The sequence below is a fragment of the Candidatus Gorgyraea atricola genome (genome assembly GCA_030765235.1).
GTDB lineage: Bacteria > Omnitrophota > Gorgyraeia > Gorgyraeales > Gorgyraeaceae > Gorgyraea > Gorgyraea atricola.
Genome location: JAVCCW010000006.1, coordinates 23441 through 50070, shown reverse-complemented (window position 1 = coordinate 50070; position 26630 = coordinate 23441). Strand labels below are relative to the sequence as shown.

Below are 26630 nucleotides of genomic sequence, written 5' to 3'. Positions count from 1 at the left end.
AGATGCTGATATGAAAAGAGAAAATCTAAAATTCGCAGTCAAGGCAAGATTAGTATGGACAGGCATTTTTATCTTTTTACTCTTTACGAGCGCCTCTTCTTATATATTTAAAGAGCAGGAGAGAAAGTTAAGGATATTTACGCAGGATAAACTGATTACTACGCTTGAAGAGACATATATTTTACAAAGCAGATTATTTGATGCGAATGATGTCAGAAGGAAATTAGAGATAGACTTAGATAATAAAAAGCAGCAGATAGAGATCATCTCAGGAGAATTACAGCAGGAAAAAAACTTGAGAAATGACGCAGAAACGCGCCTCGCAGCGGCTATAAAAGAAAAAAATAGTGTAGACCTGGATAAAATCATTGTTAAGAAAAATGGAAAGATCTCAAGAACGCTTAGGAAGAATAGTTTTAGGATAGATCTGGGGACGGCCGATGATATTAAAAAAGGAGATATCTTATCGGTCTATCGGGATGGTAAGTTCATAGGCAAGGCAGAGGCCTCAAGGATAAAAGAGACGAGCGCGACGGCATCTATTCTGTCTGATTGGCATGGTGTAGAATTTAAGAAGAATGACGAGGTAAGGATAGAGAGATAGCTCCCTCCATTGCGCAATATCTAAACTAATATGACAGATAAAAAATATAAATATATCTATGGGCCTGTAGATTCATGGAGATTGGGTAGATCACTGGGGGTGGATCTTATTTCCGGGGATGATAAAATCTGCACATTTGATTGCGTGTATTGCCAGGTCGGGAAGATAGCTACTTTTAGCGATAAAAGGGAGATTTTTGTTCCCACAGAAGAGATTGTAGGGGAGATAAAGTCTTTTCCGCCTCTGGAAATAGATTATATTACTTTTTCAGGAAGAGGCGAACCCACACTTGCCAAGAATTTAGGAGAAGTTATCAGAGAAATAAGAAAGATCAGAGATGAAAAGACAGCAGTTATAACAAACGCCTCATTAATTGATAAAAAAGATGTGCAGGACGATTTGGCTCTTGCGGATTTTGTAATGTTAAAGCTGGACAGTCCTTCTAAGGAGTTATTTCTTAAGATAAATCAGCCGCTAAAAGGGGTAGAATTAAATAAAGTATTAAAAGGCATAAAAGAATTCAAGTCTAAATATAAAGGTAAATTGGCCCTACAGATCATGTTTATAGAAGCAAATAAAGGCCTTGCTGAAGAGATTGCAAGATTAGCAAAGGATATAGATCCTGACGAGGTGCAGATAAATACCCCCCTAAGGCCGTGCGATATAAAGCCGTTATCCAAAAAAGAGATAGACGCCATAAAATTACATTTCAATGGGATGAGTGTCGTTTCAGTTTATGATTAAGGAAAACGTAGAAAAGATATTGCAGGAGTTGCCAGAGGGCGTGGAATTAGAGGCTGCGTGCAAGACAAGGACGCCTGAAGAGATCCTTGAGGCAATTAATGCTGATGTAAAGATCATAGGCGAGAATTATGTGCAGGAGGCTGAAGCAGCATTCCAGGTCATAGGCAATAAAGCAAAGTGGCATTTTATCGGGCATCTACAGAAAAATAAGATTAAAAAGGCTGTAAGGATCTTTGATATGATAGAGACAGTTGATTCTCTGGAGCTTGCAGAGGAGTTAGATAAGGCGTGTTCCAGGGAAAAAAAGATAATGCCTGTTTTGATAGAAGTAAATAGCGGCAGGGAAAAACAGAAATTCGGCGTTTTTCCAGAAAATGTAGAGGAGTTAATAAAAAATGTCTCGCAATTAAAGAATATAAAAGTAGTAGGCCTTATGACAATGGGGCCTTTATCTGGAGACCCTGAAGACGCAAGGCCGTATTTTATTGAGACAAAAAAGATATTCGAGAAAATAAAGACTTTGAAGTATCTTTCAATGGGTATGAGCAATTCTTATAAAATAGCTATTGAAGAAGGCGCGAATATTGTCAGAGTGGGGACAAAAATTTTTGGAGAAAGGTGATATTATGGATTATGATATAGTGATTATAGGCGGCGGGCCAGCTGGTCTTACCGCAGCTTTATATACTTCCAGGGCGAGGCTGAAGACATTATTAATAGAAAGCTTCTCAGTGCCTGGCCAGGCAATAATTACAGACTCTATAGAAAATTATCCTGGTTTTATAGATGGGGTCAATGGGTTTGAGCTGGTAGAGAAATTTAAAAAACAGGCTCAGAAATTTGGGACAGAACTTAGGACTGGCAACGTGAAAAGAATAGAAAAGGATTCTAAGGGTTGGAGGGTTGAGGTCGAAGGTAAACCAATTTCATCTTTTTCAGTTATTGTCGCGTCTGGCGCAAGGCCAAAGAAGTTAGGCGTAGCTGGCGAGGAGAAATTTCAGGGAAAAGGTGTTTCTTATTGCGCTACATGCGACGGCGCGCTTTATAAGGATAAAGAAGTAGTGCTTGTGGGCGGAGGGGATACTTCTATAGAGGAGGCGATATTTCTTACTAAATTCGTTAAAAAGGTTAAAGTGGTGCATCGCCGCGATCGTTTAAGGGCAACAAAGATCCTCCAGGAGCGGGCGCTGTCTAATAAAAAAATCGAATTTATCTGGGAATCAAATGTTGTTGAGATTTTAGGGGACGATAGGGTCCGGGGCGTTAGGACTGATAAAGGCTCTGAAATTTCATGCGAAGGTGTTTTTATCTTTGTCGGTTATATACCAAATACAGATTTTGTTAAAGGCCTGGTTAAATTAGATAAACCTGGCTACATCTTGGCAGATGATGACATGAAGACTTCTAAGAATGGGATCTTTGCCTGTGGCGATTGCCGCAAAAAACTCCTGCGCCAGGTAATCACTGCATGCGGAGACGGCGCCACAGCAGCATTCTCAGCCCAGCACTACGTGGAAGAACTAAAAGGCATAGCATATAACTAACTTACGCCCCTCTGTAGGCCAGGTTTAAACCTGGCCTACTACTACAGAGGGACAGAGCAAAGTTAGCACGGAGTAGAGATGGATAGTTGTGAGCATTGCCAAAAAACTAAATGGTATAAGAATAAAATAGTCATTATCGCAGCTATTTTAGGAATTTTATGCATCCTAGAACCTTTTAGAGACGCCTTTTTTATGTATGTACACAGGATCTGGTGGGCGATTCTTTTAGGCCTGTTTTTAGGCGGCGTGATAGATCATTTTATCCCTAGAAAATATATCTCGCATATACTGGCTAGCCCCAAGAAAAGGACGATACTCTATTCAGTAATACTTGGATTCTTTATGAGCGCCTGCAGTCACGGCATACTTGCGCTATCCATTCAGTTACACAAAAAAGGCGCGTCGAATCCCGCGGTCGTGGCGTTTCTTTTAGCAAGCCCTTGGGCAAATCTGCCACTTACAATAATGCTCATGGCATTTTTTGGTATAAAGGCGCTTTATATAGTTTTGTGCGCGATTATTATTGCAATAACTACGGGACTCATCTTTCAGGTGCTGCAAGCAAAAGGCCTCATAGAGACAAATAAAAATAGCGTAGAGACAAAAGTGGGATTTTCTGTTGCGCATGATATAAAAAATAGATCTTCATCATATAAGTTCTCAATGAATGATATAAAAGGCATATATAAAGGCGCGCTATCACTTGCCAATATGATTCTGTGGTGGATATTAGCAGGTATCGGTCTCGCGAGCTTAGTAGGCGCGTATATGCCGCATAATATCTTTCAGAATTATATGGGGCCTACGTTTATGGGCTTGATCGTGACTCTTATAGTGGCGACGATTATGGAGGTATGCTCAGAAGGCACAGCTCCATTAGCATTCGAGATATACAGACAAACAGGCGCGTTTGGAAACGCATTCGTATTCCTGATGGCAGGCGTAGTAACAGATTATACAGAAATAGGCCTTTTATGGGTCAATGTAGGCAAGCGCGTAGCAATATGGCTCCCAATAATCACAGTACCCCAAGTAATAGCCCTCGGAATGTTGGCAAATGCAATATTTTAAATTACCTAAAAATTGCCTAAAAAAGCTCTTCCCAAAGGCCTATTTATATGGTATAATTACATTACAATAAACATAGGAGCAATATAGCCTTATGAGACAGGCAGAGGCTATTTTTTTGGGTAGATTATGAGAATGATTAGAAAAGGGTGTAATTTAAGGGTCTTGGTGATTGCGATAGGCCTGTTGTTGTTGGCTAATACAGCAACAGGTACTAGTCTCAGGAAGCCTCTGTCCGCAGGTATAGGAGAAGAGAAGAGTAGACTAGAAGCCCTAAAAGATAAAATATCATCCAATATCTCTGCAGTTAAATACGAGGCTACGGATGACGGTGTCGGATTCAGGTTAGGCAATAAAAGGCTACTGCTTGACTGGAAGCTGTATTTGCCGATGCATGTTTTTGGAGAATGCGGGAGTTTCTCCAGTACCACAGAGGGGCATCTATTGAGCCGTCAATATAAATTTCAGGGAAAAGAGCCATTAAAAGAAGGTATGGCTGGCTACACTGCTAAAGCAAAAGAGATGCCTGATGAAGAAAAATTATGGGAGATTACAGACGAATATAAACACATATCGCGTAATAAAGCTATATTTATGCATCCTCCTGCCATATTGCAGTTAATAGATATGTTAAGGATGCTAGATGAAACTGGTCAAACTATAGAAGTCTTTACTGATACAGAAGACCATTGCATAGATGTTTTAGATTTAGGTAATGGGAAGTATTTTATTTTTCAAGGTACGCACCGAGCATTTTTATGCTTTGCAAAAAATAAGCCTGTAAAGGCTAGGATTTACAGAATAAAGCCCGAGGCCTCCCTTTTCTTGAGAGATTTAGTTACTTACGAGTTAGATGGAAGAAATAACTACGGTACGGCACGCAAGTTTCTTGAGTACCGCATGTCAGAATTCGGGAAAATATCTCGCGAAAAAGAGACAGTTGATTTAATAAAAGCAAGAGGCCTTACCACTATAAAACTCAATTTGCCTGCCCGGGACCCTGATTTACTACAGGAGATGATAAAGCTATTTGTTCAAACCCCTTATCTTGTTGAACGGTTCATAGATTTTTATGAGCTATTCAAGTATATTAGGAGGGACTTTGAAATCGGCGAGTCTTTTAGCTTAGACAAGATTATCAGAAATGTAATTGGCGCAGAGGTCTATATAGATAAAGGACGTAAACGCGATCCTGATGATCCTAAAAGTTTTTTAAGGTTTTTAGAGCGTCGAGGCTGGATTGAGTCTTCCGGAAATCTGCACTTTACTCCCACGCAACACCCGCTAGAAAAACATCCCCGGTTTTATCTGTTTGAGCAAGGCGTTTCCGCTCTCGTTGAAGACAAGAGAATCTTCTCGGAGAAAATAATACCGACCATTAAAAAGAACTGGCGAGGTTTTTTCATAAAGAGGTTATATCCTGATTTTATCGAGTTTTTTGATATTCATCCTGAGTTAGATCAAAGAGTACCAGTAATATTAACTGCGATAAAGTCGGTCGGAGATTCTCTACCTAATAACGTTAAGAAAAAAATTGGCAAGATAGAAGTCGACAACTATACAGACAGGATGAATTTTTATGAATGGATATCGTTCAGGTTATTGGAGTATGAATCATGTCCTGATGTTTTGCTAAGCGGGTCGCAGCAGGAAATAGAGTTATGGCTTCAGGAAGAATTTAAATTAATGCCTGTGGATGAATATGATAAGTGGTATCGTACATATAATGCAGATGGTCAACTAATAGGGAAGAGGATAAGTCCTCTCTCTTTTAGTACCATACAAGAATTTTGTCGTATAAACGGCATAGATTCAAATGGAGATAAAGCGGTTGACGAATTTTTGAGAAATTTTTTCAATAGAAAAAGAAAAGGGCTTGAATTGGCACCTGGGTGGGAGTCGTTTTTCTGTCACCACCTGCGAACAAAATATGATGCTGATCTAACAGCATGTGATATAAATTGGCGCGCGCTAAGAGTGGCAAAACAAGATTATGGAGTGCCTATTCGCAGGGGAAGTATTACACAGCTGCCTTTTAGTGATGAGACGTTCGATTATATCATAGGCATTAGCGTGTTAGATTTTGTAATAGAACTAGGAGAGGAAGCAGGTCGTGATTTCAGAAATTTTGAAATATGGCACTATATTAACGCGGACAGGGTTGCGAGTGAATTGTATAGAGTTGCGAAGTTAGACTGTGTTCAGTTATATCATATTGGCTACACTGTTAGAATAGAGTTGATTAAGCTTTTTGAGGATGCCGGCAGGCTTTTTAAGGGTGATGGAGGCGGCTTTGAAATCATTTCAGGGCCTGAGGAGCTTTTGGATTCTTCAGATTTATTTATAAAAAAGGTTAGGCATCCTCTTATATACAAAAGAGTACCATTTTGGCAGATAGAGAAATCTCCCGAAAAATATTTTAGTACATTAGTCGAGGCCCTGACCGATCCTGATGCTAAATGGACAGTTAAATTGCGCGCGATAAAAGCCCTTGAGAAACTAAAAGATCCAGGGGCAATAGATGCATTGGTTAATGTTGCATGTGGTAAAACCCAACATAAATCTATAGCTCAGACCGCACTCGATTCCATAGGAAATATCAGCAAAGAGATTGCAGAGGATGTATACTTAAATATCTTTCTCGACGAAAAAGCTCCTAAAGGTATAAGGATTGAGGCGCTTAAAAATAGAGCCTATTATTTGACAAAAGAGATTCCACAAAAACAAAATGTTTTAAAGATTTTGGTAAAGATTATCAAGAAACAGGATGCTGGTTCTGGGCAAAAAGCCATTTCTTTAATAGGTTACTTAGGAGAAGATGTAGCATTGCCTGAATTATATAAATTATACGACTGGATTAAAGGATTGAAAAAAGAAGAAGATGGAGGCTTTGGACGTAGGTACTTTTTATTGATTGGTTTTATTGACGTTCTAAAAACCTTAGGGACTGACGGCGCTGTTGATTTTATTGAAAAAATAGTCTCGGATGGAGAGATTGGCGTAGGAATCAGAAGCAATATTCCAGATGCGCTTGTCTCTATGGGGACATCTTCAGCGCTAGAGGCACTAAAGCGTCTTACTGGAGCAGAATATGGTGAGATTGGAGAGATAGCCAAAAAGAAACTAGATAGTGTCAATTTTTTGACAATCGGTATAAAGAAGATAGAAAAGACTATGCGTGGAAGGAAAAACTTGAAAGAGGAAATATAGCAAATACAAGTGACAAGCACACAAGCGTGACAAGCGGCGACGTCCTATTTGGACGAAATAGTAGACGTCCTATTTGGGTACACCCTATCACTTAAAATCCCTCCCGATTTTTAAATTTCCTAAAATAATTGAAAGAAAATCGCCTTCTGATGTGTCTTATATAAGAGAGGGCACAGATTTAGTTTTCCTTAATTCCTTACTTTCTATATTGACGAATTCCTTACTTTATGGTATACTTATATTGGGAGGTGAGGAAAATGACAGTTACTATGACAGCGAAAAATCAAATAACAATACCTAAGAAGATAACAGACGTGCTCAAGCTTAAAAAAGGGGCTATGTTTGAGGTGGAGGTCGCTGATGATAAGATTGAGCTCGTTCCACTCGAGGTAAGAAGGGTTGAATTCTCTGATGATGTTTATGAAAAGCTGGAAGCTCTTTCAAAGAAAGAAAAAGGCAAAGAAAAAAGAATTACAAAGAAGCAGATAGACAGCCTTAAAAGAGGAAAATAAGTGCCATACGAGCTTTATTATAGACCATCTTTTAATAGAAGCACCAAACGCTTAGGTTCAGAGCAAAAAAAGGTAGTCGGATTAATCTTAGAGGCCTTGGATGTTTATTATTCTACAGGGTGCAATTTATTGGAAGCTCAAAGAAAAGCTTCTAATTTTTTCTATAAGAAATTAAGAGACTCTTATTACGAAGCTGGTGTTGAAAAGAATATTCGTGTTATAATTAATAAGGAAGGCAATAGGTGCATAGCGACATTAGCAGGTAGCCACGACCAGATAAGGCGGTTTTTAGTTTAAACGTGCCTTACGCTTTATCTTGCCCTCACTTTTTTTGTAGGCCAGGTTTAAACCTGGCCTACTACTACGAGTTAAAATCCCTTCCTTACCTTGACTCAATAAGCCCACAGTAGTATCATATATACACCATGAAAGACAACAAATTTGTATGTTATGATTGTTTTAAGCTGAAGACGTGTAAGGAGTCTGCAGTATCGTGGGTGCTTTTCTTTATTGCGCTTATTGCTGTAATATCTTTGAGGGCAGTGAATCTGGTTTTAGATGTTAATCCAGTCTTTGCCAAGGCACTGTGGTATATAGGTGTAGTTGGGTTTTTTATATTTTTTGTCTACAAGTTCAGGTACGATCAAGTTTTACACAGGGAATTGGATAATACAGGGTTAAAAGATAAATTGCTCAATAAGAAAGAACTTTCAGAACACGACCTTGATGTATTGGGTACTATAATTTGTAAATTAAGCTCAAAGAAGGACAAGATAAATTACTTTTTTATATTTGTTTCATCTGCGCTGGCTCTGGCATTGGCAATATACGTAGATTTTATAAAAAAATAGGAGGTTTTATGTCTGAACTTAAGGATCTATTCCAGGCTGCTGATTGGAAAAAGGAAAAGCATGTACCAGTAATCGAGATAACCAAGGATAAGCCACTTTCTATTACAGTGACTGTGGGTAAAGAGATCGCGCATCCCAATACTACCGCCCATCATATACGTTGGATAGAGGTGTATTTTCTTCCTAAGGGTGAGAAATCTCCTTATGAAGTCGGGAGGTTTGAATTCTCATCCCACGGAGAATCAGGCCAGGGACCAGATACAAGCACAGTCTACACTGATCCTGAAGTAATCTTAAAGCTTAAAACAGGAAAACCAGGGACTATTCTGGCCTCTTCTTACTGTAATATACATGGCTTATGGCAGGGCTCTAAGGAAATTGCATGAAAAAATTAAATCAGGGCATAATAAGTTTTTTTCATAAACAGCCTTACACTATTGTTACAACCATAGATGAGAAAGGCTGTCCGCACAATTCCTGTAAAGGCATAGTGGATATAGAAGAAGAAGGAAAGGTGTATCTACTCGATGTCTATAAAGAAAGGACCTACGAAAACCTAAAGCAAAACCCGCATATTAGCATAACAGCTGTTGATGAGCATAAGTTTATAGGGTATTGCTTAAAGGGTGTGGCAAAGATGGTCAAGGAAAAAGACATACACTCTGATACTGTAAAAAAATGGGAAGAAAAGATTACAAAGAGAATATCCCTTAGGCTTCTCAAAAATATCCAGGGGCAGAAAGGCCACCCTCGCCATCCAGAGGCACTTTTGCCCAAGCCAGAATATTTGATAGCTGTGGAAGTAGGAGAAATAGTCGATCTGACGCCACATCATATAAGACATGGAGATAAATAGATGCTTGATCTGATCATTGTCGGCGCAGGACCAGCAGGAATAACTGCAGTTGTCTATGCTGCGCGAAAAAAAATGAATTTTATTGTCATCTCAAAAGATATTGGAGGGCAGACTGCCTGGAGTGGAGATATAGAAAATTATACTGGCTATCAATTCGTAACAGGTCCTGACCTTGCGTCTAAGTTTGAAGAACATATGAAGCGATACAATATCCCTTTAAAGGAAAATGAAGAGGTTGTTGAGCTTACAAAAAGAGACAATTTAATCCATGTCAAGACGAACAAGGCTAAATATGAGACAAAAACAGCTATAATTGCCTCAGGCAAACGCTCAAGAGAATTAGGTGTGCCAGGTGAAAAAGAGTTTAAGAATAAAGGCCTTACGTATTGCGCAACATGCGATGGCCCTTTGTTTTCAGGCAAAGACGTTGCGGTTATAGGCGGTGGGAACTCAGCGCTTGATGCAGCATTGCAATTAGTGAATATAGCAAAACACGTGCACATGATAAATATCACGGATAGCCTGACAGGCGATCCTATAATGCAGGAAAAATTAAAGAATAGCGATAAAGTCACTATTTTAAATAATAGCCAGGTCAGCGCTGTTTTAGGTGACAAAATGGTGACAGGTGTTAAGATAGGGAAAGAGACAATTCCTGTACAGGGGATATTTGTAGAGATAGGCCTTGTACCGAATTCTTCATTTGTAGAGGCAATAGAAAAAAATAAGCAGGGAGAGATAAAAGTCGATAGCTATAATCGTACTAATGTCCCAGGCGTATTTGCCGCAGGAGATGTTACTGATGTTCCTGAGAAGCAGATTATAATTGCCGCAGGGGAAGGGGCAAAGGCCTTGCTTGGCGTGTTTAGATATTTGGCCAGGCTTAAGTAGAAAGGAGAATCATTTATTATGAAACTAACATCGATAAAAGTTCAGCTCAGCCTTTTTTTAGGATTATTTGCCGCATACATTGCCTTTATAGAAAAAGATTTTCTATTTCTCTTTGCCATTTTTATAGCAGTTTTATTTTCAGCGGCTACGGATACATTGATCAACTACCTGAAGAATAAAAAAATTACAGTAACTGAAAGCTCGATCGTGACCGGTTTGATCATCGGGTATGTTCTATCGAGTCAAGGGAGCTGGCTGATTATAGCACTGGCCAGCATATTTGCAATAGTCTCTAAACATGTTATTAGATTTCGCAAGGTACATATATTTAATCCTGCTGCCTTAGGGATCTTTACAGTGGTGCTGTTTTTTGGGGCGTATACAGAGTGGAAGACAGCGTACTCATGGTATATCCTTGTTCCGATAGGTATCTATTTTGCCTCAAGGATAAAAAGGCTTAGCATAATCATGAGTTTCTTTATTACCTCGCTTTTCTTGCATGCCCCACAGGCATTTCTTCACAACGTGTCTCTTCTAGATATAGTAGCATATCTTAATTATTTCTTTATATTTGTCATGATGATCGAGCCAAGGACAACACCTGTAAGGAGCAGTTCACAGATACTATTCGGTATAGGTGTTGCTACATTTATCTTTGCGTTCTATCAGTTTGGAGTTTTATTAGAGGCAGAGCTCTATGCCTTACTGGGAGTTAATTTTTTAGGTGCGTTACTGAGAAAGAAGACATAAAGGTAGGATGAAGTCCAGCGAGGATAGAGTAGTAGACATCATAAAGATATTGCATAAGAGTTATCCTCGAAGCCACACTGCACTACACCACAAGACACCCTTTCAGATCTTAATAGCCACAATCCTTTCTGCCCAGTGTACTGACGAAAGAGTCAATAAGATAACGCCAGGGCTTTTCAAAAAATATAAGACAGTACAGGGTTTTGCAAAGGCAAAAAGGTCTACCTTAGAGAAAGAGATCCGCTCAACAGGTTTTTACAGGAATAAGGCAAAGAATATTATTGCTGCCTCGAAAAGAATAGTTAAAGATTTCAATGGAATGGTCCCGGATAGCATGGACGGGCTTATTTCTTTAGCAGGTGTAGCGCGTAAAACAGCAAATATAGTATTATCGAGCGGCTTTAAAAAGGCAGAGGGCATAGCTGTTGATACGCATGTAAAGAGACTTTCTGGGAGATTGGGATTGAGCAAGGCAACTGATCCAAACAAGACAGAACAAGATCTTTTAAAAATCGTGCAAAAAAAAGACTGGCTTGATTTTAATTATATGATGGTTGACCATGGCAGGGCCATATGTAATGCCAGGAGGCCTTTGTGTGCAGAGTGTCCATTGGCTAAACTTTGTCCTTCTGCAAAGAAAATATGATAAGAGAAGCGATGTTGTATGAAAGGTTGGGAGAGGGAAAGGTGCGCTGCAGTTTGTGTAGCCACAGATGTACGATTACAGATGGTAATTTTGGTATCTGTGGCGTGAGACAGAACCAGGATGGTAAGTTATATACACTTGTTTATGCAGATGTTATTGCTTCGCATGTTGATCCAATTGAGAAAAAGCCTATCTATCATTTTTTGCCAGGCACGTTTTCTTATTCAATAGCGACAGTAGGATGTAATTTTAAATGTCCTTTTTGCCAGAACTGGCAGATATCGCAAGCAAGAGATATGTCTGGGTATGAGCTGGAACCAGGACAAGTTGTAAAGGAGACAAAGAGGACTGGATGCAAAAGCATCTCTTATACATACACAGAGCCAACTATATTCTTTGAATATGCGTATGATACTGCAAGACTTGCTAAAGAAGCAGGGCTTTCCAATATCTTTGTAACAAACGGCTACATGACAGAAGAGGCCCTGGAGACAATCAAGCCTTATTTGGACGCGGCCAATGTAGACCTTAAGTCATTCAGGGAGGATTTTTATCGCGATAAATGCAGGGCACATCTCGAGCCAGTGTTAAATTCTATAAAGACAATGAAAAGATCAGGTATTTGGGTCGAGATTACAACACTTGTTGTCCCTGGCGAGAACGATTCTGATGACGAATTTAAAGATATAGCAGAGTTTATCGCAGGCGTAGATCCAAACATCCCTTGGCATATATCGAGATTTCATCCGGATTTTAATTATCTCGAGTCAGAACCAACACCTATTGCAACACTGAAGAAGGCAGAAGAGATCGGCAAGGCTACCGGCCTTCGTAATATACATTTAGGCAATGTACTATAAATTTTCAACCTATTTTAAAAATAAAGGCTTTAAAGAAAGAGTACAGAAGATCACTGTGGATGCTGGATTTTCCTGCCCGAATAGAGACGGAAAAATTTCAGATAATGGCTGTATCTATTGTAATAACGAAGGCTTTAGTCCCAATACAAGAAAATCCTTTGGATCGATCGAAGAGCAGATCGCTAAAGGTATAAAGCGAGCTAATGCAAAAAAATTCATCGTATATTTTCAGGCATACACAAATACTTATGCGCCACTGGATAAGCTGAAGCAAATTTATGACAGCGCGAGAAAATTCGAAGATGTCGTCGGAATATCCATTGCCACAAGGCCTGACTGTGTTAATAGAGATGTAATAGACTTGATAGATTCATACACAAAAGATTATGAGGTATGGATAGAGTATGGCCTTCAGACTATCCATAAAAAAACCCTGGGATTGATCAATCGCGGACACTTATATGAAGATTTTCTTAAAGCAGTAGATCTAACAAGAAAGAAAAAAGACATAAAGATATGCGCTCATGTTATAATAGGACTGCCATTTGAAGATGAAGGAATGATAATAGAGACTGCGCGCTCAGTCGCAAGCTTTAAATTAGATGGAATAAAGATCCACCCGTTACATATAATTAAAAGCACTAAGTTAGAAGAGCTTTATAAAGCCGGCAGATTCCAGGTATTAGAGTTAGAGGAATACATTGATCTGGCAGTAAAATTCCTGGAGCATCTTTGGCCAGGCACAGTTATCCAGAGGATAAGCGCAGATTGTCCAAGAGATCTATTGGTCGCGCCTCTATGGATATTGGATAAATCAAAAGTCCTTAGAGGCATAGAGCAAAAGGATACATTTCAGGGCAGGTTATATAAGGAGGCAACATAAGAATGATCATAGATTTGACACAGGTGAAGAACGGAGAGAGCGGCATCATAAAAGAACTACGTGGGGGCTCTGATTTTTCTCAAAGGGTCCAGAATATAGGTATAAGGCAGGGCAAAAAAATAAAAAAGATCAGTTCCCATTTCTGGCGCGGACCGCAGACTGTCGAAGTAGATAAGGTTCGTGTTGCCATTGGATGGGGTATGGCAAAAAAGATTTTTGTAGAGGTTGAGAGATCGTGAAAAAAGTATTGTTGATGGGCAATCCCAATGTTGGTAAGAGTGCTATATTCTCCAGGCTTACTGGAGCCAGGATCGCTGTGTCTAATTATCCGGGCACTACTGTAGAATTTACACAGGGCCAGATGAAGATAGGAAGCGAGCGCCCTTCTGTTATAGATGTGCCTGGTACCTATACATTAGAGCCTACCTGTAAGGCAGAGGATGTAGCCTGTCAGATGCTGAAACAGGGTGATGTAGTAATAAATGTAGTAAATGCGACAAATCTTGAGAGGAATCTGTATCTAACCCTCCAAATATTAGAAAAAAATATCCCCACTGTCATTGCGCTGAATATGTGGGATGAAACAAAACACCAGGGCATTGATATTGATGTTAAAAGATTAGAGGAGCATCTGGGCGTTCCTGTTGTTCCAACATGCGGTTTGACTGGCGAGGGCATAAAGGAGCTGGTTATACGTTTAAAAGACGCATATCCTTTAAAGCTCAAGCCATTGTCTGATTCTGAGAAATGGGAAAGGATAGGAGAGATTGTCGAGGATGTTCAGAAAATAACACATCATCATCACACAGTCCTTCAGAGATTAGAAGAGCTTAGCATAAAACCGCTATCAGGTATTCCAATAGCTATGGCTATTATCTATGGCGCGTTCTGGGCCATACGTTTTATTGGCGAGAGCCTTATAACCTTTGTGTGCGAGCCTTTATTTGAAAAACTATGGGCACCATTGATGCTTAAGTTTGGCAGTTTGCTGGGCCAGGATACGTTTTTACACAATGTATTAGTCGGGAATCTTATTGATGGCGCAATTGATTTTAAGATGTCGTTTGGCGTATTGACTACAGGTCTATTTGTGCCAATCGCAATGGTGTTGCCATATATAATCAGCTTCTATCTGATCTTGGGGATACTTGAGGATTTTGGATATCTGCCTCGTCTGGCAGTTATGGTCGACAATCTCATGCATCATATCGGGCTTCACGGATTTGCAATAGTACCGATGATGCTGGGTATGGGCTGCAATGTGCCAGGTGCATTGGCGCTCAGGCTCTTAGAAGGAAGGCGTGAAAAATTCATTGCAGCAACGCTCATGGCTGTGTCTATCCCATGCATGGCGCAGATCGCCATGATCATAGGACTAGTAGGAGAAAGAGGCGGCCAGTATCTGGGCATTGTCTTTGGCACACTTTTTATACTTTTGATTGTAAAGGGCCTTATCATGAATAAGGTGTTAAAGGGCGCGAGTCCTGAGATATTAGTTGAAATCCCACCATATAGAATACCTCAGGCTATAGCTGTAGTTAAGAAACTCTGGATGAGGGTATCTGGTTTTTTAAAAGAGGCAATACCATACGTGCTCTTAGGGATCTTGTTTGTCAATATCCTGTACGCGCTTCATGTAATAGATTTTGTTTCCAGATTATTTGCGCCAATTCTTACAGGCCTGTGGGGCCTTCCAAAAGAAGCGATCTCTGCATTGATTGTAGGCTTTTTAAGAAAAGACGTTGCAGTAGGCATGCTCGGCCCACTTAACCTCACGACCAAGCAACTTGTAATCGGATCCACAGTGCTAGCAATCTACTTTCCCTGCATCGCCACCTTTGTTATGCTTGTCAAAGAACTAGGCATAAAAGACATGCTAAAATCCGCCACAATCATGCTATCCGTAGCCCTCCTCGTAGGCACCCTACTCAACATCATTCTCTAATACTGTTCGAGCGAGCAAAGCGAGTCGAGAACCTACTTGTCATTGCGAGCGAAGCGACCGTGTCCCGTTCCAAATCGGAGATTTGGAATGGGAAGCAATCTCAATTCTTCTGGCAGGCTGGGGCCTTCGGCACTGGAGAGATTTTAGCGGTCCGCTACGGTTTACAGCGAGCCCCGTTCCAAATCTTTGATTTGGTAGCCGTTTCTTAGCCGTTTCTAACCTGGTTAGATTTGACCAGATTACCCGTATGATTTACACAGCAATAGAGTGAACTAAGAATCCTTAGCTACAGTAAACAATCCTCCCCTTATTCTTCTTGTATATAGCCAGTATAAAAACCCTACAATAAACAATCGTTCGTTTATTTAGTGGATTATTTTATCCTATTTGACCTTTGAAGTGCATAGTGTATACTTTGTAGAAGCAAGGAGATGTTATGGAGAAGAAGAGGTCAATTGGGGTGACGGTTGAGTAAAAAAGAATTGATAATTGTTTTAACGGCAGGAGTATTAATAATAATTGGCTGGGCATTGTCAGCGAAAGTAGCTCCAGATGAGAATTTTTATTATTTTTACAAAGAACTATTTGGAAGAGTGCTTCTTGTTTTGTTTTGTTATGTTGTTTGGAAAAAATGGTTTAAGAAATGAAACCTTTATTTGCGGAGGGATTTAAAAGATGATAATGAAAAACTTATGCCATTGTGGGGCTGATTTGACAAATTTTGGAGGTAATTCTAAAACTATCAATTGTCCATCTTGTGGTAGCAAATTATATCTTAACCGAGGTATGGGACCTACCTATCATAAATGGGTTAAAAGACCTCCCCTGCAAATAGAACTTTTTTACCTCGTGGTTGTTTTGTTAATAGTTTTTATTCTTATATTAATAAAGAATCAGTAAAGAAACCATTTAAGCAACCCTACCCAAAATCCTAAAATAAATAAACGGTCGTTTATTTACCACGCCAATATTGTTTCACGCTATTGTTTTCTACTTTGAGAGCAGTAGCAGTAGGGGACACTTAAGTGTCCCCTACATTGCCTAGTCGTTAAAATTTAATCTTCGATAGATAAGTGGGGCGTGGTGCCCCTAGTGCTATAACTTTTCTTAATTTTTCCCTTGACACCATTGGATTATATGGTATACTTGTAATTATTACAAATATGATTAGGTTAGTAGGGATTAGGGTTTGACAAGGTAGTTTCCACCCTTATTTTTTTAATCTAATCCCGACTAACTTGATTATAATAGTAGTATATGAGGAGACAGAATGGAACATCCAAAAAGATCTATTGCAAAGGCAATAACCTGGCGCGTAATAGCTTTTTTAGTAACTGTAATCGCTATTTATATCTACAGTAAGGATATAAAGGAGTCTCTTGTTGTTGGGATAAGCGCAAACCTTATAAAGATCTTTTTGTATTACGCACATGAGCGAATCTGGAACAGGGTAAAATTCGGGAGGTTGGAATCACCCGAGTATCAGATTTAACCAAAGGGGGGGGAGTTATGAGTTTATTGGAAACTCGCGAAGATTTGAAGGTGTTAGTAGAGACATTGAATTTTAAACAAAAGGTAGACCGGTCGCTAGAGCTTATAGATGAAGCTTATAAAAAATACGGCGATGGTCTAGTGTTAGCGAATAGTCTTGGCAAAGATTCTGTTGCAGTGTGGCATCTTGCAAAACGCGTAAGTCCGAAGATCAGAGGATTTATAGTAACTACTAGATTTAAGCCAAAAGAGACAGTTGATTTTATGAAGGAAGAAGTGAAGAAATACCCTGAACTCAAGGTGTATAAGAATGATTCAGAGATTCCTAATAAGCTATATGAGACAGAACCAGACAAATGTTGCGATATATTAAAGGTAGAACCGGTTAAGCGGGCAGTTGAAGATATGGGTGTTACCTGCTGGGTAACTGGACTTCGTTGTACAGAGGGTCGTACGCGAACTGAATTCAAAGAAGTTGAAGAGCGCGATAAGGGATTAATAAAATTGAACCCCATTCTTATATGGAAAGAACGTGAGGTCTGGCAATATTTGGCCCTTTATGGCGTAGGCGTGAATCTTTTATATGGTGAGGGCTACAGATCTCTTGGATGCGCACCATGTACAAGGATCACAAATGATGACAATGAACGCGCAGGCCGCTGGATAGGCACAAGTAAATGCGGCGGAGAATGCGGCATACACACCAGACCCCTAAAGGCAAATACATGAACTATTTACCTATAGCAGTAAAACTTAAAGATCGCCGCGTGGTTGTAATAGGAGGCGGCAAGGTTGCAGAGCGTAAGATATTGGTGCTTCTGGAAGCAGGTGGAGATGTCCGTGTCATATCTCCAAAGGCAACTCCAGCGATCAGGCGTTTAGCAAAAAATAGAGACATAAAATGGATTCCTCGTCCTGTGCAGCGCTGCGATATTAGAAATGCAGCACTTGTTGTCAGCGCGACAAATAATAGGGATTTGAATAAAAGGGTAAGCCGGTGGGGCCGGGAGTTTCAGATATTGGTTAATGTTGTTGATGATTCAAACATTAGCGATTTTATATCGCCTGCGCTCCTAAGATTTAAAAAAGCCATCATAGCAGTCTACACAGATGGTAAGGATCCAGTCTTATCCAGGGATTTAAAGAATTTCTTAAAGGAGCATTGGGATGATTTTGTATCTTATAGGAATAAGTTATAAAGAGGCGCCTTTATCATTACGGGAATCTATCTACAGGGCCCGCAAAGAGATAATAGAGTTCTGGCAGAAGCCAGGAAGAAGCAGCGCTGCGCTTTTTACCTGTAACAGGGTAGAGCTATATGGCGCATCTCTAGATATATTTTCTGCAGCAAAGACAATAGAGTCATTTCAGATAAGATTTCCATGGATCTCTGAAAGATCTTATGTGAAGTTTGGAGATAGAGAGGTGGTTGAGCATGCATTGCGTCTGGCATGTGGCCTGGAGTCGCAGGTTATAGGTGAAGAAGAGATACTGGAGCAGTTAAACTCATGGATCAGGCAGGCTTCATTCCCATTGGCATTGAGAAGAATCTGGAATGATATTTTAGGGAAAGTAGAGACTATAAGGATCAAATCAGGACTGAAAGAAGTCAAAGCTAATATTGCCACAATTATTTTTAAGGATTTAGACAAACCGAAAGAGATAGTTATAGTAGGCACAGGAAAAATCGCTCGGGTCTTCTCAAAGAATAAACCAGATGGAATCAATTTAAATTTTGTCGCGCGCAAAAAACATAAACAAGCAAGACAACTTGCAAATCAATCTGGAGGGCGGGCTATTTTATTAGATGATTTGGAGCAGTTACTCTTGAGCGCGGATGTGCTAATAAGCGCTACTTCAAGCCCGCATTATGTATTGAAAAAAGAACATTTTTTGAATATTGTAAAGAAACGCAATAAACCCATTTATCTATATGATCTGGCTGCGCCAAGGGACATTGAGCCTGATGTAGGGAATATCCCGGGTATTTTCTTGCAGAATCTGGACGATTTAAATATTGTCTTTGAGCAACATAAGAGGAGTTTGAATAGTTACATTAAAAAGGCAGAGTTATTAGTGCAGGATCATTATAAGGAGAATGACGATGTCTATTCGTATCAAAATAGGGGCGCGGCCGAGCCTGTTGGCGTTAAAACAGGTTGAAGAAATCCAGCGTCTTTTGCCTGGCATTAAATTTGACTCCACACTCATTAAGACAAAGGGGGACAAGGATAAAGTCACCTCTCTTAGTTTACGTGAAAACACAGATTTTTTCACTTATGAAATAGAAGAGAGTCTATTAAATAGAGAGATAGATGCAGCTATTCACAGCGCAAAGGATCTGGAAGAGAACCCTGCTTCAGATCTCGTTATCGCTGCAATGACAAAGTCGATCAGTGGATATGACTCTCTTGTAACAACGCAAAATTTTACTCTTGATACACTTCCAGCTGGTTCAATAGTAGGCGCAAGCAGCAAGAATCGTAAACTCGGAGTATCAAACTACCGCAAGGACTTAGCTACACTAGACATACGCGGCAATATAGATGAAAGGTTGACTCAGCTAGATAAAGGTTATTTTGACGCGATCATTATCGCCCATGCAGCATTAATTAGATTAGGTTGTGAGGAAAAAATTAGTCAGATCATACCTTTTAATATTATCCAGCCTCACCCCTTACAGGGAAGGCTCGCGGTACAGGTTCGAAAAGACAGAAAAGATCTTATCGAGATCTTTAGGAGTATAGATGAAGCGGAAACCAGGCAAGGTATATATTGTGGGAGCTGGGCCAGGTGATCCCGAGCTTATTAGCGTAAAGGGCTTTAACGCGCTTAAAAAGTCAGACTGTGTTCTGTATGATTTTCTGTCCAGTCCAGAACTTTTGAGATATGCCAAGCGCTCTGCTGAGAAAATATGCGTGGGCAAAAAAGATGGATTGCATTTAAAGGAACAAAGCGAGATAAATAATCTTTTATATAGGAAGTCGTTGGTACACAAAAACGTTGTGCGCCTGAAAGGTGGAGACCCTTTTATATTTAGCCGCGGATATGAAGAGGCGAAATATCTTTCTCAGAGAGGCATAAGATTTGAGGTGATCCCAGGCATAACCTCAGCCATTGCCGGGCCTGAAAGCTTTAACACCCCTTTGACTATAAAGAACAGGGTCTCATCAGTCGCGATACTTACAGGCCGTAAAAAAGACAAAGACGCTGAGATCGACGCGCCAGACTGCGCCACGCTTATATACTTAATGGGAGTGGCCAATATCAGAAATATCGTAAAGGCTGTTCTTAAAAGTGGGAAGAGAAAGGCCACACCATGCGCCTTTATAGAAAAGGCAACCAGAAAAGATTCGCGGATTATCCGTGGTACTATTGGCACAATAGAAAATCAGGTGAAGAGATTTAAAGTTAAACCCCCGGCAGTTCTTATAGTAGGAGAGGCGGTGAAAAATGGACATAAAGCTCGATAATCTGATCTACCCTCTATTTGTAAAAAAGGGAAAGTATTTGCGCGAGAAGATCCCTTCTATGCCAGGGGTGTATAGATTTTCTCCTGATATGTTGCTGGATGAGGCGCTTTCCTTGCAGAGATTGGGCATTAAAAAGATATTACTTTTTGGTATTCCTGACAGAAAAGACTGGTATGGTAAAAGCGCTTATGGAAAAAAGAATATAGTTTCTGAATCTCTGAAGTTACTAAAGAGATCTTTCCCTGAAATAACTGTTATCACTGATGTGTGTTTATGTGCCTATACCTCACACGGCCACTGTGGTGTTATAAAGAAACAAGAGACAAGAGACAAGGGACAAGGGTGTATTATAGATAATAACAAGACTTTAAAGATTTTGGCAAAGATTGCTCTGTCTCATGCGCAGGCAGGCGCTGACTATGTAGCGCCTTCAGCAATGGCAAAGGATCAGGTAAAGGCAATAAGAAAGACTCTGGATAAAAAAGGTTTTAAGAAAACAAAGATACTTGGCTATTCAGCAAAGTTCGCTTCAAATTTTTATGGGCCTTTCAGGGATATAGTAGATTCAGCTCCCAGGTTCGGCAAAAGGACATATCAGCTGGATTTTACCAAGAGGGAAGATGCCTTAAAAGAAATCGAGGCTGACATAAAAGAAGGCGCAGACATTGTAATGGTAAAGCCAGCACTGGGGTATCTGGATGTTGTTAAAGAGGCAAGGGATAGATTTGATCATCCTCTAGCTGTTTATAATGTCAGCGGAGAGTATGCTATGGTGAAAAATAGCACCAGGCAAGAAAAAGATCTGGTTTTGGAAATTATTTCTTCGATAAAACGCGCAGGAGCGGATTTTATCATTACGTATCATGCGAAAGATATTGCAAGGTGGGTGAATTAGTCATGATCCTTAAAGAAGCAAAAAAACACTTGGTCGGCGGAGTAAATAGTCCTATCCGTTCGTTCAAATATGTAGAGAGAGAGCCTATTTTAATAAAAAAAGGAAAAGCCGCCAGGGTCTATGACTATGATGGCAATTCCTATATTGATTATGTGCTTTCGTATGGCGCTTTGATTTTAGGTCACGCGCACCCTTCCGTAGTAAAAGACGTAAAATCAGCTCTTGGGAATGGTTTCAGCTTTGGCGCTACTAATTTAAAAGAGATAGAACTTGCGCGACTTATTAAAAAGGCAATCCCTTTTATTGATAAATTGCGTTTTGTAAATTCAGGCAGTGAAGCAGTTTTAGGCGCGACTCACCTGGCAAGAGGTTATACAGGAAGAAATAGGATCTTGAAATTAAAAAATGCATACCATGGCCATGCTGAGTATCTTTTAGACGAAGTAAGCAAAGAGTCAGTAGAAGGGATTTTCAAAAAACACGGCCGAAATATAGCAGGCGTTATCGTAGAACCTGTAGGTGGGAATCATGGCGTGGTGCTTCCTGATAGGGATTTTCTAAAGCGCCTGAGAGCGCTAACTAAAAAATATGGGTCGCTTCTAATTTTCGACGAGGTTATCGCGGGATTTAGATTCAGATTTGGTTCTATCGCTAGCATACTGGGCATTAAGCCTGATTTAATTTGCTTGGGAAAGATCATTGGAGGTGGGTTGCCTATAGGTGCATATGGAGGCCGAAATGAGATTATGAACAAACTCGCGCCTTTGGGTACAGTGCATCAAGGTTCAACATTTGCAGGAAACCCAATAGTGATGAGTTCAGGCATAGCAGCCCTTAAGGCACTGTTTTTAAAGAGATATGAATTCCTAGAAGATCTGACAGAGAAATTGACGAGCCACATCAGGAAAGAAGCAGCAAAACATAGAATTGATCTACAGGTAGTAGCTTACAAAACCATATTCAGTATAAGATTCAAGAAAAGGAAACAGTTCCAGACTTTTTATAAAAGGCTTCTTGGAAAAGGTATTTATTTCGCGCCTTCAGAGAATGAGGCGAATTTTCTTTCATTCAGTCATACAAAGAAGGACATCGACGAGACTATTGATACAATAAGGGAGGCTTTTGAGAGATTATGAGCATAGATTATGATGTTTTAAAAAAACGCGGATTTTTGCGCGCCAAACAAGATGGATATTTTACCCTGCGGACCAGGATGTCTTCTGGAAATTATAAAGGGGCTCATCTAGAAAAGATTTCAGAGATCTCTAAAAAATATGGCAAGGGATTTACGCATCTTACAGTTCGCCAGGGTATAGAAGTGCCGTTCATAAGATTTGAGGATATAGAACGCGTTGAAAAAGAAATAAAGGACGCAGGTATACAAACAGGTACTTCTGGTTCGCGCTTAAGGGCAACCACTGCGTGCCCTGGAAATAATTGGTGTAAACGTGGCCTTGTTAATACATTTGCTCTTTTTGAGAAAATAGAAAAAGCTGGCATTCTATGCGGCATAGATCTCCCGCACAAGTTTAAGATAGTCATATCTGGCTGCCCAAATACCTGTACTCGGGCCCAGAGTTCTGAAATAGGTCTACACGGCGCAGTCGATCCTGAAAAAGGAGCAGGCTATGCAGTATATCTGGGTGGCTGTGGAGGAAAGACTCCGCGAGTCGGGTTTAAGCTGGATAAGATTTTAACAGAAGATGAGATTTTGCCATTGATCAAAAAAGTAGTAACCTTCTACAAACAAAACGCCAAACCTCGCCAACGCCTAGCTTTGTTAATCGAACAAATCAGCAAACAAACCTTCCTAAAGGCAATAGAATAGTCTCCTAGTCTCTTGACAGGGGAGTTTTGTATACTATACTGTTCTTAAGAGGAGGGTGTTATGGATGTATTAGCTAATTTAGGAGTTATGTTAGGTGGTTCGTGGGCTTCGGGTGTAAATCTTTATCTTACTATTGCCGGGCTCGGGATTATGGATAAACTTGGGATTTTAAGCCTTCCTGGGAATCTTGATGCGATCTCTAATCCTTTTGTCATTGCAATAGCAATACTGATGTATGCAGTGGAGTTTTTTGCTGATAAAATTCCACTTGTGGATTCAGCATGGGATTCAGTGCATACTTTTATAAGACCTCTGGGTGGCGCAGCGCTTTCATATATGGCAATGGCTGATATAGGGCCGGTTGCGCAGATACCCGCGGCGCTCTTAAGCGGCACAGTTGCTATGGACTCACACCTTACAAAGGCAACCACGCGAGCTGCAATAAACACCTCACCTGAACCAGTCACAAACTCTATTGCGAGTGTCTCAGAGGATGCGCTTGTAGTGGGTGTCTTATGGATGATCGTGAATCACCCTATAATAACCGGCGTGCTTGTTATACTTTTTATCGCGTTTTCTATATGGTTCCTGAAGATGATGTTCAGATTTGTAAGAAAAATATTCAACTTTGGCAAAAAGCGCAGCGAGGGGGCTACGAATGAAGTTAATAAGCAATAGACTTTGCAGGGGAAGGTATAAGATACAATTTCGGTTAAAAAAATGGTTTTTTGGTAAAAAAAAGTCTAAAAAAGTCAAATCTAAATAATGAAAATAAGCCAAAAACTGATCTTAGGATTCTTAGCAGTCGCAGCATTGGTCGCGCTGATAGGATACCTCTCTATTGATGTAAGTCAGGATGCATTACAAAAGCATATTGGAGAGAACTCTGTGTCATTGGCCAGCGAGATCATTGATAAGATAGACAGGGATATCTATAGTAAGATAGAGACATTCGAAGAATATTCAAAGCATTTACTGCTGCAGCAGATGCTTTTAGAATCAAATCAAGCGTTCAAAGACCTGGATGATATACAGACCTATATTACCACTAAAGACGAGGAATGGGTTTCTGCGCCAAAAGAGACAATAACTCCTTTCATGCAGGAACTGATTGACAATAGATTATCAGGTGAGTTAAGAGAAAAAATAAACTTCTATGAAGAGAAATATGGATACAGGGTTTTTGGCGAGGTATTTGTAACAAATCAATACGGTGTTAATGTCGCGCTAACAGGAAAGACCTCTGACTATAGACAGGATGATGAGGCGTGGTGGCTCCAGGCAAAGGATAAAGGTCTGTTTATAAGAGATGTCAAATATGATGAAAGCGCAGATCTTTATTCTACTGATATTGCAGTAAGGGTTGAAGATAGTAATGGAGATTTTATTGGCGTTATAAAGGTTGTTTTGAATATAGAAGAGGCAATTAATATAATAAAGTCTGTTGCACCAAGTGAACAATATAGAAGCAGATATTTTAAGTTAGTAAATAAAAATGGCAGACTGGTTCACTTTACAGGAGAGAAAAAGAATATTAGCTTTTTTAAGGATATATCTAATCAGGAGTTCTTCAAAGGAATGAAAGGAGATAAAGGGTTTTTCATAGAAAGTGAACATAGCGAAGGAAAACGGTTATTTGCCTATGCCCATTCAAGAGGGTACAGAGATTTTAAGGGTCTAGGTTGGATTTTAATAGTAGAACATGAGACAGGAGAGATATTCGCTTCTGTTATTAGATTGAGAAATGCTATGTTAGCTACATCGTTTATCCTGACCATACTTGCTGTCTTGATAGGCGCTTTGATTTCCAGATCTATTCTAAAGCCCTTGAGAAAACTGATGCACGCGACGATTAATATAGGCAAGGGTAATTTAGATACTAAGGTAGAGATTAAATCAAAGGATGAGATAGCGGCTTTAGCAATTGCATTTAACAGCATGACAGAAAACCTAAAAAGGACGACTACTTCAATATATGATCTCAATAGAGAAATAGCTGAGCGAAAAAAGGCAGAGTCAGATTTAAACAAGGCGTACGAGAGACTTAAGGAAACACAGGATCAGCTTATCCAGGCAGAAAAAATGGCTGCCATGGGTACTCTTTCAGCAGGCATGGCGCACGAGATAAACAATCCTTTAATGGGTGTTATGCTGCTCGCAGGGGATCTTGCCTCAGAGAAAAAGAAAAAGAGTAAGGAGTACAAGGCCTTATCGCAGATAGAAGGCGGACTTAAAAGGATTTCAGGGGTGGTTTCCAAGCTCCTTGTGTTTTCGCGTAAAGAAGAATTGGTCTTGAAAAAAGAAGATATAAACGATGTAATTGAATCAGCAATACCATTTGTCTTTCACGAGTTTAAAATAAACAAGATCGAATTAGTAAAGAATTATGGAAAGGACCTGCCAGGCGTTGATGTTTCAGTTAATGCGCTGCAGCAGGTGATATTGAATCTATTGTTAAATGCTAAGGATGCTGTTTTAGATTTGAAGTCTAAAAAGATCAGCATAGAAAGTTACTTAGAAAATGACATGGTAAAGGTAAAGATCAAGGACAAAGGCCAGGGCATTAAAAAAGAGCACCTTAAAAAGATTTTTGATCCGTTTTTCACAACCAAGCCTATTGGAAGAGGCCTGGGCATGGGCATGTCCATAGTAAAGAATATTATGGACCAGCATAGAGGAAAGATAGAGATCTATTCTGAGGAGAAAAAGGGCACAGAGGCAGTATTGTCCTTACCTTGTTAGGAGGGGAATATGGCTCGTATACTTATTATTGATGATGATAAATTAATAAGAGATGCCTTTAAATCTGTTCTGGAAAAATTTGACCATAATCTCGATTTTGCAAAAACAGCCAAAGAAGGCATGGATTTATTCAAGCCGAAAAAATATAATCTCGTATTTTTAGACCTGGCATTGCCTGACAAGGATGGCCAGGAGCTATTAAAGGATTTTAGGGTCATAGATAAAGATACTAAGATATGTGTCATATCGGGTTTCTTGTCAAAACTCGGAAATCTATTGGAGCAGCATGACCAGGCAGTGGCCAATACTGTATTCTGCATGAAACCCATTAACAGGGAAGAGGTAATGAAGATCGTAGAAGAGGCGATAGCGGGCTAATAGTTTTTATTTACTAAAATACCCTCTTTTTCTCAAGGAGGGTATTTTTATTTTCCCCTTGACATAGGGTAGGGGGGTAGGGTATACTTGTAGTGGGAGGAGAGATTGCCATGAAACAGAAAACCGTACACCCGGAACAGCTAGTACCTTTAAAGAGGATCGAGGGTCAGGTCAAGGGAATCCAGAGGATGATTGACGAAAAAAGATATTGCGTGGATATCATCACTCAAATACACTCTATTATAGGAGCGCTCTATAGAGTAGAGAATAATATCTTCAGGAAGCACATAGATGGATGCGTTGTGCATGCATTAAAAGGGAAATCTAAATCTGAAAAGGAAAAAAAGGTAGATGAGATTGTTAATTTAATACAGAGGTTCAGAAGGAGTGCTTGATATGACCCATTCGACAAGTGGTTCGACAAGCGGTTCGACAGGCTCACCACTCCTTGAACCGTCC

Annotated in this window: 32 protein-coding genes; all 32 read left to right on the top strand. The window is 39.9% G+C overall.

Features of this window, described 5'->3' with window-relative positions; translation table 11 throughout:
* Nucleotides 1–10 precede the first annotated feature (10 nt).
* Nucleotides 11–604, top strand: coding sequence for a hypothetical protein (locus tag P9L93_01410; GenBank protein ID MDP8229743.1), 594 nt, complete (start codon nt 11–13; stop codon nt 602–604).
* Between the two features lie 30 nt (nt 605–634).
* On the top strand, nt 635–1348 hold the full coding sequence (locus tag P9L93_01405; GenBank protein ID MDP8229742.1) for a radical SAM protein: 714 nt from the start codon (nt 635–637) through the stop codon (nt 1346–1348).
* The gene (locus tag P9L93_01400; GenBank protein ID MDP8229741.1) at nt 1341–1970 is read left to right on the top strand and encodes a YggS family pyridoxal phosphate-dependent enzyme; all 630 of its coding nucleotides are present in this window, start codon (nt 1341–1343) and stop codon (nt 1968–1970) included. Before P9L93_01405 ends, P9L93_01400 begins: the two co-directional genes overlap by 8 nt.
* A gap of 4 nt (nt 1971–1974) precedes the next feature.
* A complete protein-coding gene (trxB, locus tag P9L93_01395; GenBank protein MDP8229740.1) occupies nt 1975–2892 on the top strand; it encodes a thioredoxin-disulfide reductase in 918 nt (305 codons plus the stop codon).
* 78 nt (nt 2893–2970) lie between these two features.
* Nucleotides 2971–3963, top strand: a complete 993-nt coding sequence (locus P9L93_01390) for a permease (protein ID MDP8229739.1) — start codon at nt 2971–2973, stop codon at nt 3961–3963.
* A gap of 126 nt (nt 3964–4089) precedes the next feature.
* Nucleotides 4090–7170, top strand: a complete 3081-nt coding sequence (locus P9L93_01385; GenBank protein ID MDP8229738.1) for a methyltransferase domain-containing protein — start codon at nt 4090–4092, stop codon at nt 7168–7170.
* A gap of 257 nt (nt 7171–7427) precedes the next feature.
* Nucleotides 7428–7682, top strand: coding sequence for an AbrB/MazE/SpoVT family DNA-binding domain-containing protein (locus P9L93_01380; GenBank protein MDP8229737.1), 255 nt, complete (start codon nt 7428–7430; stop codon nt 7680–7682).
* The gene (locus P9L93_01375) at nt 7683–7979 is read left to right on the top strand and encodes a hypothetical protein (protein MDP8229736.1); all 297 of its coding nucleotides are present in this window, start codon (nt 7683–7685) and stop codon (nt 7977–7979) included.
* Between the two features lie 128 nt (nt 7980–8107).
* Complete coding sequence (locus tag P9L93_01370) at nt 8108–8533, top strand: hypothetical protein (protein MDP8229735.1); 426 nt, start codon at nt 8108–8110, stop codon at nt 8531–8533.
* Nucleotides 8534–8541: 8 nt separating this feature from the next.
* Nucleotides 8542–8919: a class II SORL domain-containing protein gene (locus P9L93_01365; protein ID MDP8229734.1), complete on the top strand. Its 378-nt coding sequence runs from the start codon at nt 8542–8544 to the stop codon at nt 8917–8919.
* On the top strand, nt 8916–9389 hold the full coding sequence (locus tag P9L93_01360; GenBank protein MDP8229733.1) for a pyridoxamine 5'-phosphate oxidase family protein: 474 nt from the start codon (nt 8916–8918) through the stop codon (nt 9387–9389). The genes P9L93_01365 and P9L93_01360 overlap by 4 nt, the downstream gene beginning before the upstream one ends.
* A complete protein-coding gene (locus P9L93_01355; protein ID MDP8229732.1) occupies nt 9390–10280 on the top strand; it encodes an FAD-dependent oxidoreductase in 891 nt (296 codons plus the stop codon).
* A gap of 18 nt (nt 10281–10298) precedes the next feature.
* Nucleotides 10299–11030, top strand: a complete 732-nt coding sequence (locus P9L93_01350) for an RnfABCDGE type electron transport complex subunit D (GenBank protein ID MDP8229731.1) — start codon at nt 10299–10301, stop codon at nt 11028–11030.
* Nucleotides 11031–11037: 7 nt separating this feature from the next.
* On the top strand, nt 11038–11676 hold the full coding sequence (nth, locus tag P9L93_01345; protein ID MDP8229730.1) for an endonuclease III: 639 nt from the start codon (nt 11038–11040) through the stop codon (nt 11674–11676).
* The gene (gene amrS / locus P9L93_01340; GenBank protein ID MDP8229729.1) at nt 11673–12536 is read left to right on the top strand and encodes an AmmeMemoRadiSam system radical SAM enzyme; all 864 of its coding nucleotides are present in this window, start codon (nt 11673–11675) and stop codon (nt 12534–12536) included. The genes nth and amrS overlap by 4 nt, the downstream gene beginning before the upstream one ends.
* Nucleotides 12526–13419: a TIGR01212 family radical SAM protein gene (locus P9L93_01335; protein ID MDP8229728.1), complete on the top strand. Its 894-nt coding sequence runs from the start codon at nt 12526–12528 to the stop codon at nt 13417–13419. Before amrS ends, P9L93_01335 begins: the two co-directional genes overlap by 11 nt.
* 2 nt (nt 13420–13421) lie before the next feature.
* Nucleotides 13422–13658, top strand: coding sequence for a FeoA family protein (locus P9L93_01330; GenBank protein ID MDP8229727.1), 237 nt, complete (start codon nt 13422–13424; stop codon nt 13656–13658).
* On the top strand, nt 13655–15364 hold the full coding sequence (locus P9L93_01325) for a ferrous iron transporter B (protein MDP8229726.1): 1710 nt from the start codon (nt 13655–13657) through the stop codon (nt 15362–15364). Before P9L93_01330 ends, P9L93_01325 begins: the two co-directional genes overlap by 4 nt.
* 467 nt (nt 15365–15831) lie before the next feature.
* Nucleotides 15832–16011 (top strand): hypothetical protein, encoded by a 180-nt coding sequence (locus tag P9L93_01320; protein MDP8229725.1) that lies wholly within the window; start codon nt 15832–15834, stop codon nt 16009–16011.
* A gap of 623 nt (nt 16012–16634) precedes the next feature.
* Nucleotides 16635–16856 (top strand): DUF2061 domain-containing protein, encoded by a 222-nt coding sequence (locus tag P9L93_01315; GenBank protein ID MDP8229724.1) that lies wholly within the window; start codon nt 16635–16637, stop codon nt 16854–16856.
* Between the two features lie 17 nt (nt 16857–16873).
* Complete coding sequence (locus P9L93_01310; GenBank protein ID MDP8229723.1) at nt 16874–17584, top strand: phosphoadenylyl-sulfate reductase; 711 nt, start codon at nt 16874–16876, stop codon at nt 17582–17584.
* On the top strand, nt 17581–18054 hold the full coding sequence (locus P9L93_01305) for a bifunctional precorrin-2 dehydrogenase/sirohydrochlorin ferrochelatase (GenBank protein MDP8229722.1): 474 nt from the start codon (nt 17581–17583) through the stop codon (nt 18052–18054). The genes P9L93_01310 and P9L93_01305 overlap by 4 nt, the downstream gene beginning before the upstream one ends.
* Nucleotides 18023–19018 (top strand): hypothetical protein, encoded by a 996-nt coding sequence (locus tag P9L93_01300; protein ID MDP8229721.1) that lies wholly within the window; start codon nt 18023–18025, stop codon nt 19016–19018. The genes P9L93_01305 and P9L93_01300 overlap by 32 nt, the downstream gene beginning before the upstream one ends.
* Nucleotides 18960–19652: a hydroxymethylbilane synthase gene (gene hemC / locus P9L93_01295; GenBank protein MDP8229720.1), complete on the top strand. Its 693-nt coding sequence runs from the start codon at nt 18960–18962 to the stop codon at nt 19650–19652. The genes P9L93_01300 and hemC overlap by 59 nt, the downstream gene beginning before the upstream one ends.
* Complete coding sequence (cobA, locus tag P9L93_01290) at nt 19603–20328, top strand: uroporphyrinogen-III C-methyltransferase (protein MDP8229719.1); 726 nt, start codon at nt 19603–19605, stop codon at nt 20326–20328. The genes hemC and cobA overlap by 50 nt, the downstream gene beginning before the upstream one ends.
* The gene (gene hemB / locus P9L93_01285; protein MDP8229718.1) at nt 20309–21223 is read left to right on the top strand and encodes a porphobilinogen synthase; all 915 of its coding nucleotides are present in this window, start codon (nt 20309–20311) and stop codon (nt 21221–21223) included. The genes cobA and hemB overlap by 20 nt, the downstream gene beginning before the upstream one ends.
* Before the next feature lie 2 nt (nt 21224–21225).
* On the top strand, nt 21226–22359 hold the full coding sequence (locus P9L93_01280; protein ID MDP8229717.1) for an aminotransferase class III-fold pyridoxal phosphate-dependent enzyme: 1134 nt from the start codon (nt 21226–21228) through the stop codon (nt 22357–22359).
* Complete coding sequence (locus P9L93_01275) at nt 22356–23051, top strand: hypothetical protein (GenBank protein MDP8229716.1); 696 nt, start codon at nt 22356–22358, stop codon at nt 23049–23051. The genes P9L93_01280 and P9L93_01275 overlap by 4 nt, the downstream gene beginning before the upstream one ends.
* Before the next feature lie 60 nt (nt 23052–23111).
* Complete coding sequence (locus tag P9L93_01270; protein ID MDP8229715.1) at nt 23112–23729, top strand: DUF4126 domain-containing protein; 618 nt, start codon at nt 23112–23114, stop codon at nt 23727–23729.
* Between the two features lie 87 nt (nt 23730–23816).
* Nucleotides 23817–25793 carry an ATP-binding protein gene (locus P9L93_01265; GenBank protein MDP8229714.1) on the top strand — a complete coding sequence of 659 codons (1977 nt, stop codon included), beginning with the start codon at nt 23817–23819 and terminating at the stop codon, nt 25791–25793.
* A 9-nt stretch (nt 25794–25802) separates the two neighbouring features.
* Nucleotides 25803–26171, top strand: a complete 369-nt coding sequence (locus P9L93_01260) for a response regulator (protein ID MDP8229713.1) — start codon at nt 25803–25805, stop codon at nt 26169–26171.
* Between the two features lie 110 nt (nt 26172–26281).
* A complete protein-coding gene (locus P9L93_01255) occupies nt 26282–26566 on the top strand; it encodes a metal-sensitive transcriptional regulator (protein MDP8229712.1) in 285 nt (94 codons plus the stop codon).
* Nucleotides 26567–26630 lie beyond the last annotated feature (64 nt).

Bases quoted from the DNA above. Each gene is read 5' to 3' on its own strand.
- P9L93_01255 (MDP8229712.1), top strand. From the start codon at position 26,282: ATGAAACAGAAAACCGTACACCCGGAACAGCTAGTACCTTTAAAGAGG.
- P9L93_01385 (MDP8229738.1), top strand. From the start codon at position 4,090: ATGAGAATGATTAGAAAAGGGTGTAATTTAAGGGTCTTGGTGATTGCG.
- amrS (MDP8229729.1), top strand. From the start codon at position 11,673: ATGATAAGAGAAGCGATGTTGTATGAAAGGTTGGGAGAGGGAAAGGTG.
- P9L93_01310 (MDP8229723.1), top strand. From the start codon at position 16,874: ATGAGTTTATTGGAAACTCGCGAAGATTTGAAGGTGTTAGTAGAGACA.
- P9L93_01350 (MDP8229731.1), top strand. From the start codon at position 10,299: ATGAAACTAACATCGATAAAAGTTCAGCTCAGCCTTTTTTTAGGATTA.
- P9L93_01305 (MDP8229722.1), top strand. From the start codon at position 17,581: ATGAACTATTTACCTATAGCAGTAAAACTTAAAGATCGCCGCGTGGTT.
- cobA (MDP8229719.1), top strand. From the start codon at position 19,603: ATGAAGCGGAAACCAGGCAAGGTATATATTGTGGGAGCTGGGCCAGGT.
- nth (MDP8229730.1), top strand. From the start codon at position 11,038: ATGAAGTCCAGCGAGGATAGAGTAGTAGACATCATAAAGATATTGCAT.
- P9L93_01265 (MDP8229714.1), top strand. From the start codon at position 23,817: ATGAAAATAAGCCAAAAACTGATCTTAGGATTCTTAGCAGTCGCAGCA.
- P9L93_01370 (MDP8229735.1), top strand. From the start codon at position 8,108: ATGAAAGACAACAAATTTGTATGTTATGATTGTTTTAAGCTGAAGACG.
- P9L93_01360 (MDP8229733.1), top strand. From the start codon at position 8,916: ATGAAAAAATTAAATCAGGGCATAATAAGTTTTTTTCATAAACAGCCT.
- P9L93_01300 (MDP8229721.1), top strand. From the start codon at position 18,023: ATGATTTTGTATCTTATAGGAATAAGTTATAAAGAGGCGCCTTTATCA.
- P9L93_01390 (MDP8229739.1), top strand. From the start codon at position 2,971: ATGGATAGTTGTGAGCATTGCCAAAAAACTAAATGGTATAAGAATAAA.
- P9L93_01280 (MDP8229717.1), top strand. From the start codon at position 21,226: ATGATCCTTAAAGAAGCAAAAAAACACTTGGTCGGCGGAGTAAATAGT.
- P9L93_01315 (MDP8229724.1), top strand. From the start codon at position 16,635: ATGGAACATCCAAAAAGATCTATTGCAAAGGCAATAACCTGGCGCGTA.
- P9L93_01380 (MDP8229737.1), top strand. From the start codon at position 7,428: ATGACAGTTACTATGACAGCGAAAAATCAAATAACAATACCTAAGAAG.
- P9L93_01400 (MDP8229741.1), top strand. From the start codon at position 1,341: ATGATTAAGGAAAACGTAGAAAAGATATTGCAGGAGTTGCCAGAGGGC.
- P9L93_01335 (MDP8229728.1), top strand. From the start codon at position 12,526: ATGTACTATAAATTTTCAACCTATTTTAAAAATAAAGGCTTTAAAGAA.
- P9L93_01365 (MDP8229734.1), top strand. From the start codon at position 8,542: ATGTCTGAACTTAAGGATCTATTCCAGGCTGCTGATTGGAAAAAGGAA.
- P9L93_01270 (MDP8229715.1), top strand. From the start codon at position 23,112: ATGGATGTATTAGCTAATTTAGGAGTTATGTTAGGTGGTTCGTGGGCT.
- P9L93_01330 (MDP8229727.1), top strand. From the start codon at position 13,422: ATGATCATAGATTTGACACAGGTGAAGAACGGAGAGAGCGGCATCATA.
- P9L93_01275 (MDP8229716.1), top strand. From the start codon at position 22,356: ATGAGCATAGATTATGATGTTTTAAAAAAACGCGGATTTTTGCGCGCC.
- hemC (MDP8229720.1), top strand. From the start codon at position 18,960: ATGTCTATTCGTATCAAAATAGGGGCGCGGCCGAGCCTGTTGGCGTTA.
- P9L93_01260 (MDP8229713.1), top strand. From the start codon at position 25,803: ATGGCTCGTATACTTATTATTGATGATGATAAATTAATAAGAGATGCC.
- P9L93_01410 (MDP8229743.1), top strand. From the start codon at position 11: ATGAAAAGAGAAAATCTAAAATTCGCAGTCAAGGCAAGATTAGTATGG.
- trxB (MDP8229740.1), top strand. From the start codon at position 1,975: ATGGATTATGATATAGTGATTATAGGCGGCGGGCCAGCTGGTCTTACC.
- P9L93_01355 (MDP8229732.1), top strand. From the start codon at position 9,390: ATGCTTGATCTGATCATTGTCGGCGCAGGACCAGCAGGAATAACTGCA.
- hemB (MDP8229718.1), top strand. From the start codon at position 20,309: ATGGACATAAAGCTCGATAATCTGATCTACCCTCTATTTGTAAAAAAG.
- P9L93_01405 (MDP8229742.1), top strand. From the start codon at position 635: ATGACAGATAAAAAATATAAATATATCTATGGGCCTGTAGATTCATGG.